This window comes from Microbacterium salitolerans (assembly GCF_019720895.1).
In the GTDB taxonomy this organism is placed as follows: Bacteria; Actinomycetota; Actinomycetes; order Actinomycetales; family Microbacteriaceae; genus Microbacterium.
This window is the reverse complement of sequence record NZ_JAHKSH010000001.1, coordinates 361,881-376,059: the sequence shown is the minus strand read 5'-3', so window position 1 is coordinate 376,059 and position 14,179 is coordinate 361,881. Positions and strand designations below refer to the sequence as shown.

General features: G+C 69.5%; 11 protein-coding genes. 8 read left to right on the top strand and 3 right to left on the bottom strand.

Annotated features, from left to right (window positions below; all coding sequences use genetic code 11):
* Positions 1-37 precede the first annotated feature (37 nt).
* Positions 38-1,276, bottom strand: a complete 1,239-nt coding sequence (locus KOL93_RS01660) for a sugar ABC transporter substrate-binding protein (RefSeq protein ID WP_221583562.1) — start codon at positions 1,274-1,276, stop codon at positions 38-40.
* A 174-nt stretch (positions 1,277-1,450) separates the two neighbouring features.
* Here KOL93_RS01660 and KOL93_RS01655 point away from each other — a divergent pair, with 174 nt between their 5' ends.
* Together KOL93_RS01655 and KOL93_RS01650 are read left to right on the top strand one after the other, a co-directional pair.
* Positions 1,451-3,085 (top strand): glycoside hydrolase family 13 protein, encoded by a 1,635-nt coding sequence (locus KOL93_RS01655; RefSeq protein ID WP_221583561.1) that lies wholly within the window; start codon positions 1,451-1,453, stop codon positions 3,083-3,085.
* 103 nt (positions 3,086-3,188) lie between these two features.
* Positions 3,189-4,202, top strand: coding sequence for a LacI family DNA-binding transcriptional regulator (locus KOL93_RS01650; protein WP_221583560.1), 1,014 nt, complete (start codon positions 3,189-3,191; stop codon positions 4,200-4,202).
* An 83-nt stretch (positions 4,203-4,285) separates the two neighbouring features.
* On the opposite strand, the gene KOL93_RS01645 is transcribed toward KOL93_RS01650, so the two are convergent.
* Positions 4,286-5,290, bottom strand: coding sequence for a LacI family DNA-binding transcriptional regulator (locus tag KOL93_RS01645; RefSeq protein WP_221583559.1), 1,005 nt, complete (start codon positions 5,288-5,290; stop codon positions 4,286-4,288).
* Between the two features lie 68 nt (positions 5,291-5,358).
* Positions 5,359-6,030 (bottom strand): rhamnogalacturonan acetylesterase, encoded by a 672-nt coding sequence (locus KOL93_RS01640; protein ID WP_221583558.1) that lies wholly within the window; start codon positions 6,028-6,030, stop codon positions 5,359-5,361.
* Between the two features lie 91 nt (positions 6,031-6,121).
* On the opposite strand from KOL93_RS01640, the gene KOL93_RS01635 reads away from it, so the two are divergent.
* The 6 genes from KOL93_RS01635 to KOL93_RS01610 all read left to right on the top strand — a co-directional run bounded on the left by KOL93_RS01635 (position 6,122) and on the right by KOL93_RS01610 (position 14,179).
* Positions 6,122-7,897: an ABC transporter ATP-binding protein gene (locus KOL93_RS01635; protein ID WP_221583557.1), complete on the top strand. Its 1,776-nt coding sequence runs from the start codon at positions 6,122-6,124 to the stop codon at positions 7,895-7,897.
* Positions 7,898-8,016: 119 nt separating this feature from the next.
* Positions 8,017-8,910, top strand: coding sequence for a DUF6807 domain-containing protein (locus KOL93_RS01630; protein WP_221583556.1), 894 nt, complete (start codon positions 8,017-8,019; stop codon positions 8,908-8,910).
* A 576-nt stretch (positions 8,911-9,486) separates the two neighbouring features.
* Positions 9,487-10,773: an ABC transporter substrate-binding protein gene (locus tag KOL93_RS01625; protein ID WP_221583555.1), complete on the top strand. Its 1,287-nt coding sequence runs from the start codon at positions 9,487-9,489 to the stop codon at positions 10,771-10,773.
* 171 nt (positions 10,774-10,944) lie between these two features.
* A complete protein-coding gene (locus KOL93_RS01620) occupies positions 10,945-12,249 on the top strand; it encodes an extracellular solute-binding protein (RefSeq protein WP_221583554.1) in 1,305 nt (434 codons plus the stop codon).
* Positions 12,250-12,305: 56 nt separating this feature from the next.
* Positions 12,306-13,292 carry a carbohydrate ABC transporter permease gene (locus tag KOL93_RS01615; RefSeq protein ID WP_221583553.1) on the top strand — a complete coding sequence of 329 codons (987 nt, stop codon included), beginning with the start codon at positions 12,306-12,308 and terminating at the stop codon, positions 13,290-13,292.
* Complete coding sequence (locus tag KOL93_RS01610; RefSeq protein WP_221583552.1) at positions 13,289-14,179, top strand: carbohydrate ABC transporter permease; 891 nt, start codon at positions 13,289-13,291, stop codon at positions 14,177-14,179. The genes KOL93_RS01615 and KOL93_RS01610 overlap by 4 nt, the downstream gene beginning before the upstream one ends.

Sequence of the window (14,179 nt, the reverse complement as noted above, 5' to 3'; positions counted from 1 at the left end):
GGGCGGCCTCCCTCACGGGAGGGCCGCCCGCAGCGAGTCAGCCGATTGCGCCTTCGACGTCGGTGACGAGCTTGCTCCAGCGCTCGACCGGGTCGGCGCCATTGATCACCTCGGCCTCCGCGATGCCCCAGAACTGCCACACGGATCCCATCTCGGGGATCGCGGGCATGGGCACCGACTCGGCGCCCACCTCGGCGAAGCCGGCGATGATCTCGTCGCTCGACGCGGTCTCGGCCGCCGACGCCAGCGCCGGGAGGACGTTGCCGGCCTCGAACAGCTCGAGCTGCGCTTCTTCGGTGCCGAGATAGTTGACGAGGAAGTCGCTCGCGGCGACCTTGTTCTCGGACTCGCTCGAGAGGAAGAAGCCCTTCACACCGGCGAACGGCGAGGCGGTCTCGCCCGTCGGGCTCGGCACGGAGTCGATGGCGACGTCGAGGCCGGCGTCGGTCGCGGCCGAGACGTTCCACGGGCCCGTGAGCCAGAAGGCGGCCTCTCCCTCGAGGAAGCGCTGCTTCGCGATGTCGCCGTCGATGTCCGTGTTGAGGACGCCGGTGCCGTTCTTCCCCTGTTCGCCGAGCCAGGTGGCGAATGCGTCGCCGCCCTCGCCGCCGAGCTGCAGGTCTGCGGCGTCGTAGCCCGCGTCCGTCGAGCCGAAGACGGGGGCGCCGAACGCGGTCTGGAACGGGTACAGGTGGTACGGGTTGCCCTCGGCGCCCTGCTCGACGACGAACGGCTGGTCGAGGCCCGCGGCCTGGCCCTTCGCGATCATGTCGTCGAAATCGGCCGGCTGCTCGGAGACGAGGTCGGTGTTGCGGAGGACGGCGATGTTCTCGACGGCGTAGGGGAGCATGTAGACGTTGCCGTCGTACGTGGCCGCATCGATCGCCACATCGAGGTAGTCGCCCGCGGAGTCGCCCATCTCGAGCGGCGCCACGACGCCGTTCGTGGACAGCTCTCCGAGCCAGTCGTGCGCACCCATCGCGATGTCAGGGCCCTCACCCGTCGGGACCTGCTGGATGAAGTCGTCCTTGATGTCGGCCGTGTCCTTGCCGACGAGGTCGACCTCGACGCCGGTCTTCTCGGCGTAGGCGTCGGCCGCCCCCTGCAGGGCGTCGACGCGCTCTGCGTCCACCCAGACGGTCAGCGTGGTCGATGCCTCGCCGTTCTGGTCGCCGGTCTCGCCGGCCGGTTCGTCGCCGCTCGCGCACCCGGCGAGGCCGAGGGTCGTCACAAGCGCGATGGCCGCTGCTGCGCGGCCGGTGTTCTTCACCTTCATCGGTGCTGCCCTTCTGTTGTGCCCGGCGACTCTGCCGGAGTGCAAGCGATTACATGTATACCTCCCGGATCAGCATCTGCCAAGTCACGATCGGGCATCTGCCTCGGAAAGATCCAGCCGATACACCGTCGAAGGATTGCAAGCGCTTCCACATATCGCCTACAGTTGCTCGCTATGAACAGCCAATGGTGGCGCTCCGCCGCGATCTATCAGATCTACCCGCGCTCGTTCGCCGACGCGTCCGGCGACGGCATCGGCGACCTCATCGGCATCGCCGATCGACTCCCCGCCCTCGCCGACCTCGGCGTCGACGTCGTGTGGCTGTCGCCGTTCATGACCTCCCCCCAGAAGGACGCGGGATACGACGTCGCCGACTACTGCGACGTGGATCCGCTCTTCGGCACCCTCGACGACTTCGACGCGATGCTCGCCCGTGCGCACGAGCTCGGCCTGCGCGTCCTCGTCGACCTCGTGCCCAACCACTCCTCCGATCAGCACGCCTGGTTCCAGGAGGCGCTGTCCGCCGCCCCCGGCAGCCGCGCGCGCAACAGGTACATGTTCCGCGACGGCAGGGGCGAGGACGGATCCGAGCCACCGAACAACTGGGAGTCCGTCTTCGGCGGCCCCGCGTGGACACGCATCACCGAAGCCGACGGCTCGCCCGGCCAGTGGTATCTGCACCTCTTCGACACCACACAGCCCGACTTCGACTGGTCGAGCGAGGACGTGCGCGAGGAGTTCCGCCGGATCCTGCGCTTCTGGCTCGATCGCGGCGTGGACGGCTTCCGCGTCGATGTGGCGCACGGCCTCGTGAAGGCCGACGAGCTGCCCGACTACACGCCGCCGGAGGACGCCGACTCGATGGGCGGCATCGAGCCCGTCCCCTACTGGGGACAGGAGGGCGTCCACGAGGTGTACCGCGACTGGCGTCGGCTCCTCGAGACCTACGACGGCGAGCGCGTGCTCTGCGCCGAGGCGTGGATGCCCACGGTCGACGAGATCGCCCAGTGGGTGCGCCGCGACGAGATGCACCAGGCCTTCAACTTCTCGTACGTGATGAGCGACTGGGATCCGCAGGCCCTGCACGAGGTCATCCACGAGTCGCTGCGCGCCTTCGGCAGCGTCGGCGCGCCATCGACGTGGGTGCTGTCGAACCACGACGTCATCCGCCACGCCACGCGCCTCGCGCTCGGATCCGACTTCCCGCAGGGCCACGGCATCGGCCCGGCCTCACCCGGCCAGCCGGATCCCGTGGTGGGGCTGCGTCGCGCCCGCGCCGCGACCGCCATCATGCTCGCGCTGCCCGGATCCGCGTACATCTACCAGGGCGAGGAGCTCGGCCTGCCCGAGGTCATCGACCTGCCCGACGACGCGCGCCAGGATCCGACCTGGTTCCGAATGAAGGGCGAACGATACGGTCGTGATGGCTGCCGCGTGCCGATCCCCTGGGAGGCGGACCGCCCCGCGTACGGGTTCAACGAGACCGGATCCTCCTGGCTGCCCCAGCCCGACATGTGGGCCAATGTCGCCCGCGACCGGCAGGTCGGGGATCCGTCGTCGACGCTCGAGCTGTACCGAACCCTGCTGCGCCTCCGCCGCGCGCACGACACCGCCACTCAGACCCTCGAGTGGATCGAGGGCCTCCCCGCGCAGACGCTGGCGTTCCGCGTCGGGACCGTGACCGTCGTCGCGAACCTCGGCGCGGATCCGGTCGCCCTCCCCGTGGGCGCGCAGGTGCTCGTGGCGAGCGACGCGCTCGACGGCGACGCGATCCCGACAGATACGACCGTATGGCTCACGCAGGCGTGATCGCATGACGTCGCCCCGGCCCGCGCCCATCCCTCTACCGGGACGTGGGGCGCGAGCCGGGGCGCAGTCGCGCCCCTCGACGACAGTGGGAAGATAGGCGCTCATGAGCATCACCGAGGTGGCCGAGGCGGCTGGGGTCTCGACGGCGACCGTGTCCCGCGCCCTGTCCGGACGCGGATCCGTGTCCTCATCCACACGCGAGAAGGTCATGGCGGCGGCGCAGAGCCTCGGCTACGTCGTCTCTCAGGCGGCCTCGACGCTCGCGAGCGGGCGCAACCGCAACGTCGGCATCGTGCTGCCGTTCCTCGACAAGTGGTTCTTCACGCAGGTGCTCGACGGCGCGCAGCAGCGCCTCATGCAGTCGGGCTACGACGTCACGCTCTACAACCTCGCCGGAAGCGGCACCCCGCGCACGACGGTCTTCGAGCAGTTCCTCCTGCGCCAGCGCGTCGACGCCGTCATCGCCGTCTCGCTCGAGCTCACCGAGAGCGAGGTGCAGCGCCTCCACGACCTCAACAAGCCCCTCGTCGGCGTCGGCGGCCCGATCGAGGGCGTCCGCACGCTCGCCGTCGACGATGTCGCCGCCGCCGAGCTGGCGACCGGCCATCTGCTCGGCCTCGAGCACACGCGCGTCGCGCTGATCGGCGGCGACTCGGCCAGCGATCTCGACTTCCACCTGCCCACCAAGCGCCGCCGCGGATACGAGAACGCGCTGACCGCCGCCGGCCTGGACATCGACGAGACGCTGATCGTCGGCGCCGACTTCACCATGCCCGGCGGCTACCGCGCCGCGAAGCAGCTTCTCGGATCCCCCGCCGCACAGCGGCCGACCGCGATCTTCGCCGCCAGCGACGAGATGGCGTTCGGCGCGATCCTCGCCGCCCGCGATCTCGGGCTCGTGGTGCCCCACGACGTGTCCATCGTCGGCGTCGACGACCACGACATGGCCGACTTCTTCGGCCTCACCACGATCGCGCACCACCCCCGCCGCCAGGGCGCCCTCGCCGTCGACTTCCTCATGAGCGAGCTCGAGCCCGGCGCCGACGCCCCTCCCGCCCCCGAGCCGATGCCGTTCGAGCTCGTCGTGCGCTCGTCGACGGCGCGCCCGCGGCCGTAGGTCTCTGCCCGAGCCGCTGAGGATCCAGCGAGAACCCAGGGGATCCGCCCGAATCCCCCGCACGCCAGCGCATCGTCGGCGGCTCAGCCCCCGACCGTGGAGGCCCGCACGGACAGCTCGGGTGGGAACACGACGGCCTCGCGGGGCGCGGTCGGATCCTGGATCCTCCCGACGAGGAGCTCGACGGCGCGACGGCCCATCGCCTCGGCGGGCTGGCGCACGCTCGTGAGCGGGACCGAGGCGACGGAGGCGAGCGCCGTGTCGTCGTAGCCGAGCACCGCGATGTCGTCCGGCACGCGGACGCCGCCGTCAAGGAGGGCGCGCACGACGCCCATCGCGAGGTGGTCGTTCGAGCAGATGATCGCGTCGGGGCGGTCTCGGGGATCCCGCTGCGCCAGCTCGGCCCCGTAGGCGAGGCCCGCTGCCGGATCGGTCCGCGGCAGGCGCACCGTGGGCATGTCGACGCCGATGTCGGCGAGGCAGCGGCGGGCTCCCTCGGCGCGGTCGCGCACCTGCGCCAGCTCGTCGCGCTCACCGAGGAACAGGACCCGGCGGCGGCCGAGCGACACGAGGTGGTCGGCCGCGATCCGCCCGCCCGCGACGTTGTCGAACGACACCGACGACAGCTCGCCGCCGGGATCGACCGCGTCGACCAGAACCACGGGGATCCCCTGCCCGCGCAGGTGCGCGACGGGGGTGTGCGTGTCGCTGAAGGGCGAGACGAGCGCCCCTTCGACCTGCACGCTCTCGAAGAGGCCCAGGTGATCGTGCTCCTGCGCGGCGTCGTCGTCGCTGTTCGCCGCCAGCACTCGCATGCCGCCGGCCGATGCCGCCCCTTCGGCACCCGCGATGAGCGCCGCGAAGAACGGGTTCGAGATGTTGATGACCGTCATGCCGATGAGGCCACTGCGCCCCGCGCGCAGCTGTCGCGCGGCGGGCATGGGGGCGTAGCCGAGCGTCGAGACGGACTGCTGGATCCGCTCCCGCAGCCGATCGCTCACCTGCTGCGGCCGGTTGAGCGCGTTCGAGACGGAGGCGATCGAGACGCCCGCGTGCTCGGCGACGTCCTTGATGCCGACGCGCTTCATCGGGGGTCCCCCGAGCCGGGGAACTCGCCGCACGACGCTGTGCGACGCGAGTGATGGGTGCGCATGGGTCAGTGCACCAGCTCGCTGCCCCGTGCCGGTGCGTCGCCGCCGAGGCGCGCGATGCCGCGCAGCCGCTGGCCCACGTAGGCCGCGATGCGCGTCGCCCCGCGCTCGTGGAAGTGCGTGTCGTCGGCGAGGCCCTGGGGCCAGTGCGCGTGCGCTCCCGGCGGGAAGTGGCTGAGGAGGCGCACGGATCCCTCTGGCCCCGCGTCCTCGTACAGCCACGTCGTGAAGGCGGTCAGATCGATCAGCGGCGTGCCGAGCTCGACGGCGAGGTCCCGGACGGCGTTCGGGTAGTCGCCGTGCGTGGGCGTGATGCGGTCGCCGTCGAACCAGCGCCGCTCGCACGACGTGCACAGCACCGCGTCGGCCCCGCGCTCGCGCGTCTCGGCGACCATGCGGCGCAGGCGGTCCGCGTAGCCCCCGCGCGCCGCGAGCAGTTCGGACTCCTTCTGATCGTTGTGGCCGAACTGGATCACGACCGTGTCTCCGGCGCGCACGTCCGCGATCAGCTCGTCCCACTTCGTCTGCAGGAAGGATTCCGTCGTGGCACCCCCGAAGGCGAGGTTGCGCACGGACTCGTCGACATGCGCGTCGAGGTGCGGCCCCCATCCGCTCATGGGGTGCTCCTCGGGCGGGCACGCCGCGACCGTCGAGTCTCCGGCAAGGTGGTACGTCATCGTCTCCCTCTCGGTGCGTGGGGTGGTGATCCGTCGGCCGCCGTCAGATCCGACGACGACGCGCGGAGCTCCACACGGCATGATGGACATCATGCCTCAGCAAGCGCTTTCCCACACCTCCGGTCTCGTGGACGGCGCGAGACCGGGCCGCACGATCCTCCGCCTTCTCGCCCGCAGGCCGGGCCGGATGACCCTCGCTCTCGTCGCCTTCGCGCTCAAAGAGATCCCGATGTGGGCCATGCCGGTCATCACGGCCGCCGTCGTCGACCTCGTCGCGACGGGCGGCGAGCTGAGCGCCGTGTGGTGGTGGTTCGCGATCGCCGCCGCGCTTCTGCTGCAGAACTATCCGAACCACCTCGTCTACACGCGCATGTTCATGACGGTCGTCCGGGATACGGGCGCGGGCCTGCGGAACGCGCTGGCCGATCGACTGCAGAACCTGTCCATCGGGTACCACTCCCGCGTCAGCGCCTCGATCGTCCAGACCAAGGTCGTGCGCGATGTCGAGAACATCGAGATCATGCTCCAGCAGGTCGCGCACCCGCTGCTGTCGGCGACGATGGTCCTCATCGGCGCGCTCGTCATGACGGCCGTGAAGGTGCCGGAGTTCCTGCCGGTGTATCTGCTCGCCGTGCCGCTGGCGATCGGGATCCGCTGGTTCGCCGCGAAGCGCTCGCGCGTGCAGAACGAGCGATTTCGGCGCGAGATGGAGGGCTTCGCGGCACGCGTCGGCGAGATGGCGTCGCTCATCCCGATCACCCGCGCGCACGGCCTCGAGCAGACGGCGGTCACACGCGTCGCCTCGAGCGCCGACGAGGTGCGCCGCGTAGGTCTCGTGCTCGACATGCTCAACGGCCGCATCGCGTCGATGTCGTGGGTCGCCATGCAGCTGCTCGGCGCCTTCTGCCTCGTCCTCGCCGCGACGTTCGCACTGACGGACATCCTGCCGATCACCCCCGGTGAGGTCGTCATGCTGTCGTCGTACTTCACGCTGCTCACGCAGGGCCTCACGCAGATCCTCATGCTCATCCCCGTGGCGACGCGCGGCGTCGAATCGGTGCGATCGATCGCCGAGGTGCTCCAGGAGCCCGACCTCGAAGAGAACGACGGCCGCGACGCCGTCGACGAGCTCGCAGGCGCGATCTCCCTCGACGACGTCACGCACACCTACCCCGACACCGACGAACCGGCCCTGCGCGGCATCGACCTCGACATCTCGCCCGGCGAGACGGTCGCGTTCGTCGGCTCCAGCGGATCCGGCAAGTCGACCCTGCTGAACCTCGTGCTGGGGTTCATCCGCCCGACCGCGGGGCGGATCCTCCTCGACGGACACGACGCCGCCGCGCTCGACATGCGCTCCGTGCGCCAGCACCTGTCCGTCGTGCCGCAGGAGTCGATCCTCTTCGAGGGCTCGATCCGCGAGAACGTCGTCTACGGCCTCGAGGGCGTCTCCGACGACCGCGTGCACCGCGCGCTCGTCGACGCCAACGCCTGGGAGTTCGTCACGCGACAGGAGAACGGCTGGGACACGGTCGTCGGTCAGCGCGGTGCGCGACTGTCGGGCGGACAGCGCCAGCGGATCGCGATCGCGCGCGCTCTCGTCCGGGATCCGCGGATCCTGCTGCTCGACGAGGCGACGAGCGCCCTGGATCCGACCTCCGAGCTGCTCGTGAAGCAGGCGATGGAACGGCTCATGCAGGGCCGCACGACGCTCGTCGTCGCGCACCGCCTGTCGACGATCCGCAGCGCCGACCGCATCGTCGTGCTCGAGCACGGGCGCGTCGTCGAGTCCGGCCCGCACGCCGAGCTGCTCGCCCGCGGCGGTCGCTACGCCGAGCTGCACGCGACGCAGGACGGGTCGCAGTGACTGACCCGGCACCCAGCGGCGCGCACACCCCAGATGGCGAGCCACGACATGCCCTGTGCACCGGCGCGCGCGACGAGTCTCGCGGCGACCGATCCATTCGACACCCCCCGAGGAGACGCATGACCATCACGACGACGACAGCGGACGGGCGGATCGAGATCGCCGCCGACGGCGCCCCGATCGCGACCTACGAGGAGGGCGCCGACATCGCACCCTTCGAGTCACCCAAGCCCTACCTGCACCCGGTGCGCACGCGTGCGGGCGAGGTCGTCACCGACATGCGCCCCGCGGATCACGTGTGGCACAAGGGCCTGCAGTTCGCGCTGACCGACGTCGCGGGCAGGAACTTCTGGGGCGGCAACACGTACGTGCCTGGCCGGGGATACGAGGCGCTCGACGTCGTCGGCCGTGTGCGCCGCGATGAGGTGGCGACGTCGTCCGCGGAAGGCGACGCCCGGATCCGCGAGCAGCTGTCCTGGGTGTCCCCAGAAGGATCCGTCCTGCTCACCGAACAGCGCGAGCAGCGGATCCACGCCCCCGCCGACGGCCTCTGGGCCATCGATCTTCGCACGTCGGTCCGCAACGTGTCGGGCCGGGAGCTCGAGCTCGGCAGCCCCACGACGAAGGGCCGCCCCGACGCCGGCTACACGGGCTGGATCCTGCGGCTCGCGCCGTCGTTCCACCACGGATCCGTCATCGGGCAGACGGCCAGCGGCGCATGGCTCGACGGCGAGGAGGAGGTGCGGGGAGCGCCCGCCCACTGGGCGCTGTTCGCTTCGCGCACCGGGTCGGCCGCCGTGCTCGCGCTCGCGGGACGCTCGACCGGGCCGCGCCTGAAGTGGTTCGCGCGCTCGGAGGAGTACCCCGCACTCGGCCCCTCGACCCACTGGGACGAGCCGCAGTTCCTCGGCCCCCGCGCCTCGCTCGACGTCTCCCACCGCTTCGTCGTGCTCGACGAGACGCCGCCCCGAGACGAGGCCGCCGCCCTCGCGGAGCGGCTGCGGGTGGAATGAGGGGGCCGCCTCGCGCGAGGGGGGGCTTGCCGCCGAGGCGAGCGATCTGCGCGCGGCGAGGCGGCGGATCCGTGCAGCCAGGCGCTGACGATGCGCTGAGACGCTGGCGATTCCGTGCCAGACGGGCCGATCCCGACGAATACTCAGCGCCTCACGGCTGGAGTGCTGCGGGCGGCGCGCGCGGCGGATCCCTGTTCCGAGACACGGGGGATCCGGGCCGAAGACGCGATTCCCCGCGGCATCTCCTTGGCTCAGCGCGCTCAGGCGCTGGCGAAGCGCTGAGACGCTGGCGATTCCGTGCCAGATGGGCCGGTCCCGACGAATACTCAGCACCCCAGGGCAGCGCTGCCCGTCCGTACGCCCCGCGCGGCATCTGGATCCGCTGAGACGTTTCAACCGCTGACGGCGGCATATACCGGTATCCTCGTGCCCTGTGCCATAAAACGTTACAAAACGGACTTGACCACGCCCGGACCCGCTCCGTAGCCTGACCTGGAAAGCGCTTGCCGATGCTGGCCAGCCCGTCGCCGTGGTGTGACTCCCCTACGGCCGCGAACGACCCGAAGGAGAACGACGATGTTCACACGCAAGACCCGACGCCCCCTCCTCGCGGGTGGCGCTCTCGCGCTCACCGCCGCGCTCGCGGTCGGCTGCTCCGGCGGATCCGGCGGGGGCGAGTACGACCCCGAGGCCGACGTCGAGCTGACGTTCGCCTGGTGGGGCAACAGCGACCGCGCCGACCGCTACGAGGCGCTCATCGAGGCATTCAACGAGGAGCACTCGAACATCAAGATCAACGGGTCGTTCACCGACTACCCGGCATTCTGGGAGAAGCGCCAGACCGAGGCCGCGGGCGGCGGGCTCCCCGACGTCATGCAGTTCGACTACTCGTACCTGCGCCAGTACGCGGGCAACGGTCTGCTGGCCGACCTCGGCGAGCTGTCGGACTACGCCGACACGTCCGCGATCTCCGACGGCCTCCTCGCCACGGGCCAGATCGAGGGCACGCAGTACCTGCTGCCGCTCGGCTACAGCACCTGGGCCGTGTTCCTCAACGACGACATCCTCGCCGAGTACGACATCGAGCCCTACGCGGGCGGCACCACCTACGAGGAGTACTCGGAGTGGATGGCCGAGGTCACCGAGGCGACTGACGGCGAGGTCTACGGCGGCACCGACTACACGCAGCGCATCCAGAACTTCGAGATGAAGCTGCGCGCCGAGGGCGGCGGCCTGTTCACGGAGGAGGGCGAGCTCGGCTTCACCGAGGACGACCTGCGTGAGTTCTGGGAGGGCGGCGCGGCCGACCGCGACGGCGTCGTGGTGCCGCAGAAGGCTCTGGAGGAGATCAACCCGGTCTCGGGATTCGGCGGAAACCTCACCGCCAGCGAGGCGAGCTGGAGCAACTTCATCGCGAGCTACCTCGGCGACTCGGGCGCGGAGAGCATCTCGATCGTCGCACCGCCGACGTTCGAGGAGGGCTCGCAGGACCTGTACCAGCAGTCCGGCCTCCAGATGGGCATCTCGGCGCAGTCGGATCACCCGGAGGCCGCGGCGATCTTCCTCGACTACGTCGTGAACAGCCCCGAGGCCGGCGAGCTCTTCGGCACGTCGCTCGGCTTCCCCGCCTCCGAGACGAAGCTCGAGGGCGCGACCCTCGAGGGTCCCGACCAGCAGGTCGCCGACTTCCTCGCCTCGGTCGAGGACCGTCTCGGCGAGGCCCCGGCCGCACCGGTCGAGGGCTACTCCTCGCTCGAGCAGAAGTTCTGGGACCTCGGCAAGGAGCTGGGCCTCGGCACGATGGAGGTCGACGCCGCCGTCGAGCAGTTCTTCAGCGAGGCCGACGTCCTCCTCGACAACTGAGGCTGTGGGTGGGCCGACTCGCATCGGCCCACCCACCCCGTCACATTCCGGTGACAACGAGATCGCACCCCTTGTGAATCGATTCAGACTGACCTAATATCCTCGGCAAGCGCTTTCCCTGGCGCCCCCGGCTGACGCCGGATCTGAACAATGTCGTTCGAGAGGACACCGATGTTCCGCACCACCAAGCTGTTCGCCGCGGCGGCCGTCACAGTCGCCGGCGGGCTCCTGCTCACCAGCTGCTCCGGCAGCTCCGGCGGAGGCGACTCCGATGGCTTCGACCCCGATGAGAAGATCACCCTGACCTTCGCCTTCTGGGGCAACGCCGACCGCGCCGACCTCTACAACCAGGTCTTCGACGCCTTCAACGAGGAATACCCGAACGTCGAGATCCAGGTCTCGTTCCTCGACTTCCCCGCCTTCTGGGAGAAGCGCCAGACCGAGGCCGCCGGAGGCGGTCTCCCCGACGTCATGCAGTTCGACTACTCGTACCTGCGCCAGTACGCCGAGAACGGCCTCCTGCTCGACCTCGCCCCCTACATCGGCGAGGAGATCGACGACGAGCCGCTCTCCGACCAGATCCTCGCCATCGGCGAGGTCGCCGGCGGCACCTTCGGCATCCCGACCTCGACCAACGCCTGGGGCCTGTTCAGCAACCCCAAGCTGCTCGAAGAAACCGGCGTCGAGGACTTCGCCGGCGGCACCTACGAGGACTACAGCGCGTGGATCATCGACGCCACCGAGACGGCGCAGGACGGCGGCCACGATGTCTGGGGTGCCAGCGACTGGACCGGCCGCATCCAGCTCTTCGAGCTGCAGCAGCGCGCCAACGGCGAGGATCTCTTCGATGACGAGGGCCAGCCGAACTTCACCGAGGACGACCTGCGGGCGTTCTGGGAGCAGGGCTCCGAGATCCGCGAGTCGGGCGCCGCATACCCCGCGAAGAAGGCGGAGGAGACCTTCCCGCTCGCCGGCTTCGACACGGGCAACGTGCTCAGCGAGGGCACGTGGGACAACTTCGGCGCCGGCTACCTGGCGAACCTCGGCGAGGGCTACACCGAGCTGAACCTCCAGGCCCCGCCGCTCGACGTCGAAGGCGCCCAGGACCTCTACCTCAAGCCGTCGATGCTGCACTCGGTCGCCGAGAGCACCGACCACCCCGAGGCGGCGGCGCTGCTCGTCGACTTCCTCATCAACAGCCCCGAGTCGGGTGAGATCTTCGGCACCAACCGCGGTCTCCCCGCGTCGACGACCGCCCTCGAGGCGGCCGAGCTCGACGAGCTGTCGCAGCAGGTGCGGGACTACGAGGAGTCGATCACCGACCGCCTCGGCGACGCCCCGCCCGTGCCGATCGTCGGCTACGGAAACCTCGAAGAGGAGTTCCGTCAGCTCGGTCTCGAGCTCAGCTACGGCACCATGACCGTCGACGAAGCCGTCGACCAGTTCTTCACCGAGATGAACGTCGCCCTCAACTAAATGACCGATGGCGGGCGGGATCCCTGGTCCCGCCCGCCACCACCGATCGGGAGATCATGAGCACCAGCACGACGAGAACGGTCGTCACCGCCGGTTCCGGCGGGAAGCGATCCGGAGCGGGGCGCAAGCCACCGTCCTCCGCTGCCCACCGCAGGCGGACCTTCAGAGAGACGTTCGCCGGATACGCGTTCCTGACGCCGTGGATGATCGGCTTCTTCGGCCTCACGCTCGGGCCGATGGCGTACTCGCTGTACCTGTCCTTCACGTCGTACGACCTCTTCTCCGCTCCCGAATGGGTCGGCTTCGAGAACTACATCCGACTGTTCTCGGACGACCCGCAGTTCATCCAGTCGGCGCAGATCACGCTCATCTACGTGTTCATCGGCACGCCGATCAAGCTCGCGGCCGCGCTCGCGATCGCGCTGCTGCTGAACTACCGCGACCGCGGCGCCGCGTTCTTCCGCTCGGCGTTCTACGCCCCGTCGCTCATCGGCGTCTCGGTGTCGGTCGCGATCGTGTGGCGTGCGATGTTCAGCACCGACGGTCCCGTCGACAACACGCTGTCGCTGTTCGGCATCAACCTCGGCGGCTGGATCGGCAACGTCAACCTCGTCGTGCCGATGATGATCCTCCTCGCCGTGTGGCAGTTCGGCGCGACGATGGTCATCTTCCTCGCGGGCCTCAAGCAGGTGCCGAAGGAGCTCTACGAGGCTGCAGAGGTCGACGGCGCCGGCGCGCTGCGTCGCTTCAAGGCCGTGACGCTCCCGATGCTGTCGCCGGTGATCTTCTTCAACCTGCTGCTCGAGCTGATCGGCGCGTTCCAGGTGTTCGCGTCTGCGTACATCATCTCGAACGGCACCGGCGGCCCCGCCGGCATGACGAACTTCATCACCCTCTACCTCTACAAGCGCGGATTCACCGATGGCCAGATGGGCTACGCCTCGGCGATCGCCTGGATCGTCATGATCGCCGTCGCGATCATCGCCGTGATCCTGTTCCGCACCCAGAAGAACTGGGTCCACTACTCGGGAGACGACCGATGAGCGCCACAGAACTCGTCACGACCGGGCAGACGGCCCCGCGCCGCCGGATCACCCGCCGCGGCTGGCAGACCGTCATCTGGTTCGTCGTCCTTCTCGCCATCACCGCGATCGTCATCTACCCGCTCGCGTGGCTGTTCGCCTCGACGTTCAAGCCGAACGCCGAGTTCGGGCAGAACCAGAGCCTCATCCCGTGGAACCCCACGCTCGAGAACTACGCCACGGTCTCCGAGGGCATCGGCGGGGTTCCGATGTGGCGCTTCTTCCTCAACTCCACGATCATCGCCGTGTCGGCCGTGATCGGTACGGTGATGTCGTCGGCCCTCGCGGCCTACGCGTTCGCGCGCATCAAGTTCAAGGGCCTCGGGATCTTCTTCGCGGCGATGATCGGCACGCTCCTGCTGCCGGTCCACGTCGTGATCATCCCGCAGTACATCTGGTTCAACCAGCTGGGCTTCGTCGACACGTTCGTGCCGCTGATCCTCCCGAAGTTCCTCGCCACCGAGGCGTTCTTCGTCTTCCTCATGGTGCAGTTCATCCGCAACCTGCCCCGCGACATGGACGAGGCGGCCCGCATCGACGGCGCCGGTCACGTGCGCATCTTCTGGTCGATCATCGTTCCGCTGATCAAGCCCGCCCTCATCACGAGCGCGATCTTCACGTTCATCTGGACGTGGAACGACTTCCTTGCGCCGCTGCTGTACCTGAACAGCCCGGAGAACTACCCGCTGCCGATCGCCCTGCGCCTGTACAACGACCAGACCGCAGTGAGCGACTACGGCGCGACCGTCACGGCCTCCTTCGTGGCCCTGATCCCGGTCCTGCTGTTCTTCATCGTGTTCCAGCGGTTCCTCGTCAACGGCGTGGCGACGCAGGGCCTGAAGGGCTGA

What these genes read in the sequence shown, in the direction of transcription:
- KOL93_RS01630 (WP_221583556.1), top strand. Translation starts at nt 8,017, where the DNA reads ATGACCATCACGACGACGACAGCGGACGGGCGGATCGAGATCGCCGCC.
- KOL93_RS01650 (WP_221583560.1), top strand. Translation starts at nt 3,189, where the DNA reads ATGAGCATCACCGAGGTGGCCGAGGCGGCTGGGGTCTCGACGGCGACC.
- KOL93_RS01635 (WP_221583557.1), top strand. Translation starts at nt 6,122, where the DNA reads ATGCCTCAGCAAGCGCTTTCCCACACCTCCGGTCTCGTGGACGGCGCG.
- KOL93_RS01645 (WP_221583559.1), bottom strand. Translation starts at nt 5,290, where the DNA reads ATGAAGCGCGTCGGCATCAAGGACGTCGCCGAGCACGCGGGCGTCTCG.
- KOL93_RS01655 (WP_221583561.1), top strand. Translation starts at nt 1,451, where the DNA reads ATGAACAGCCAATGGTGGCGCTCCGCCGCGATCTATCAGATCTACCCG.
- KOL93_RS01660 (WP_221583562.1), bottom strand. Translation starts at nt 1,276, where the DNA reads ATGAAGGTGAAGAACACCGGCCGCGCAGCAGCGGCCATCGCGCTTGTG.
- KOL93_RS01625 (WP_221583555.1), top strand. Translation starts at nt 9,487, where the DNA reads ATGTTCACACGCAAGACCCGACGCCCCCTCCTCGCGGGTGGCGCTCTC.
- KOL93_RS01620 (WP_221583554.1), top strand. Translation starts at nt 10,945, where the DNA reads ATGTTCCGCACCACCAAGCTGTTCGCCGCGGCGGCCGTCACAGTCGCC.
- KOL93_RS01615 (WP_221583553.1), top strand. Translation starts at nt 12,306, where the DNA reads ATGAGCACCAGCACGACGAGAACGGTCGTCACCGCCGGTTCCGGCGGG.
- KOL93_RS01640 (WP_221583558.1), bottom strand. Translation starts at nt 6,030, where the DNA reads ATGACGTACCACCTTGCCGGAGACTCGACGGTCGCGGCGTGCCCGCCC.
- KOL93_RS01610 (WP_221583552.1), top strand. Translation starts at nt 13,289, where the DNA reads ATGAGCGCCACAGAACTCGTCACGACCGGGCAGACGGCCCCGCGCCGC.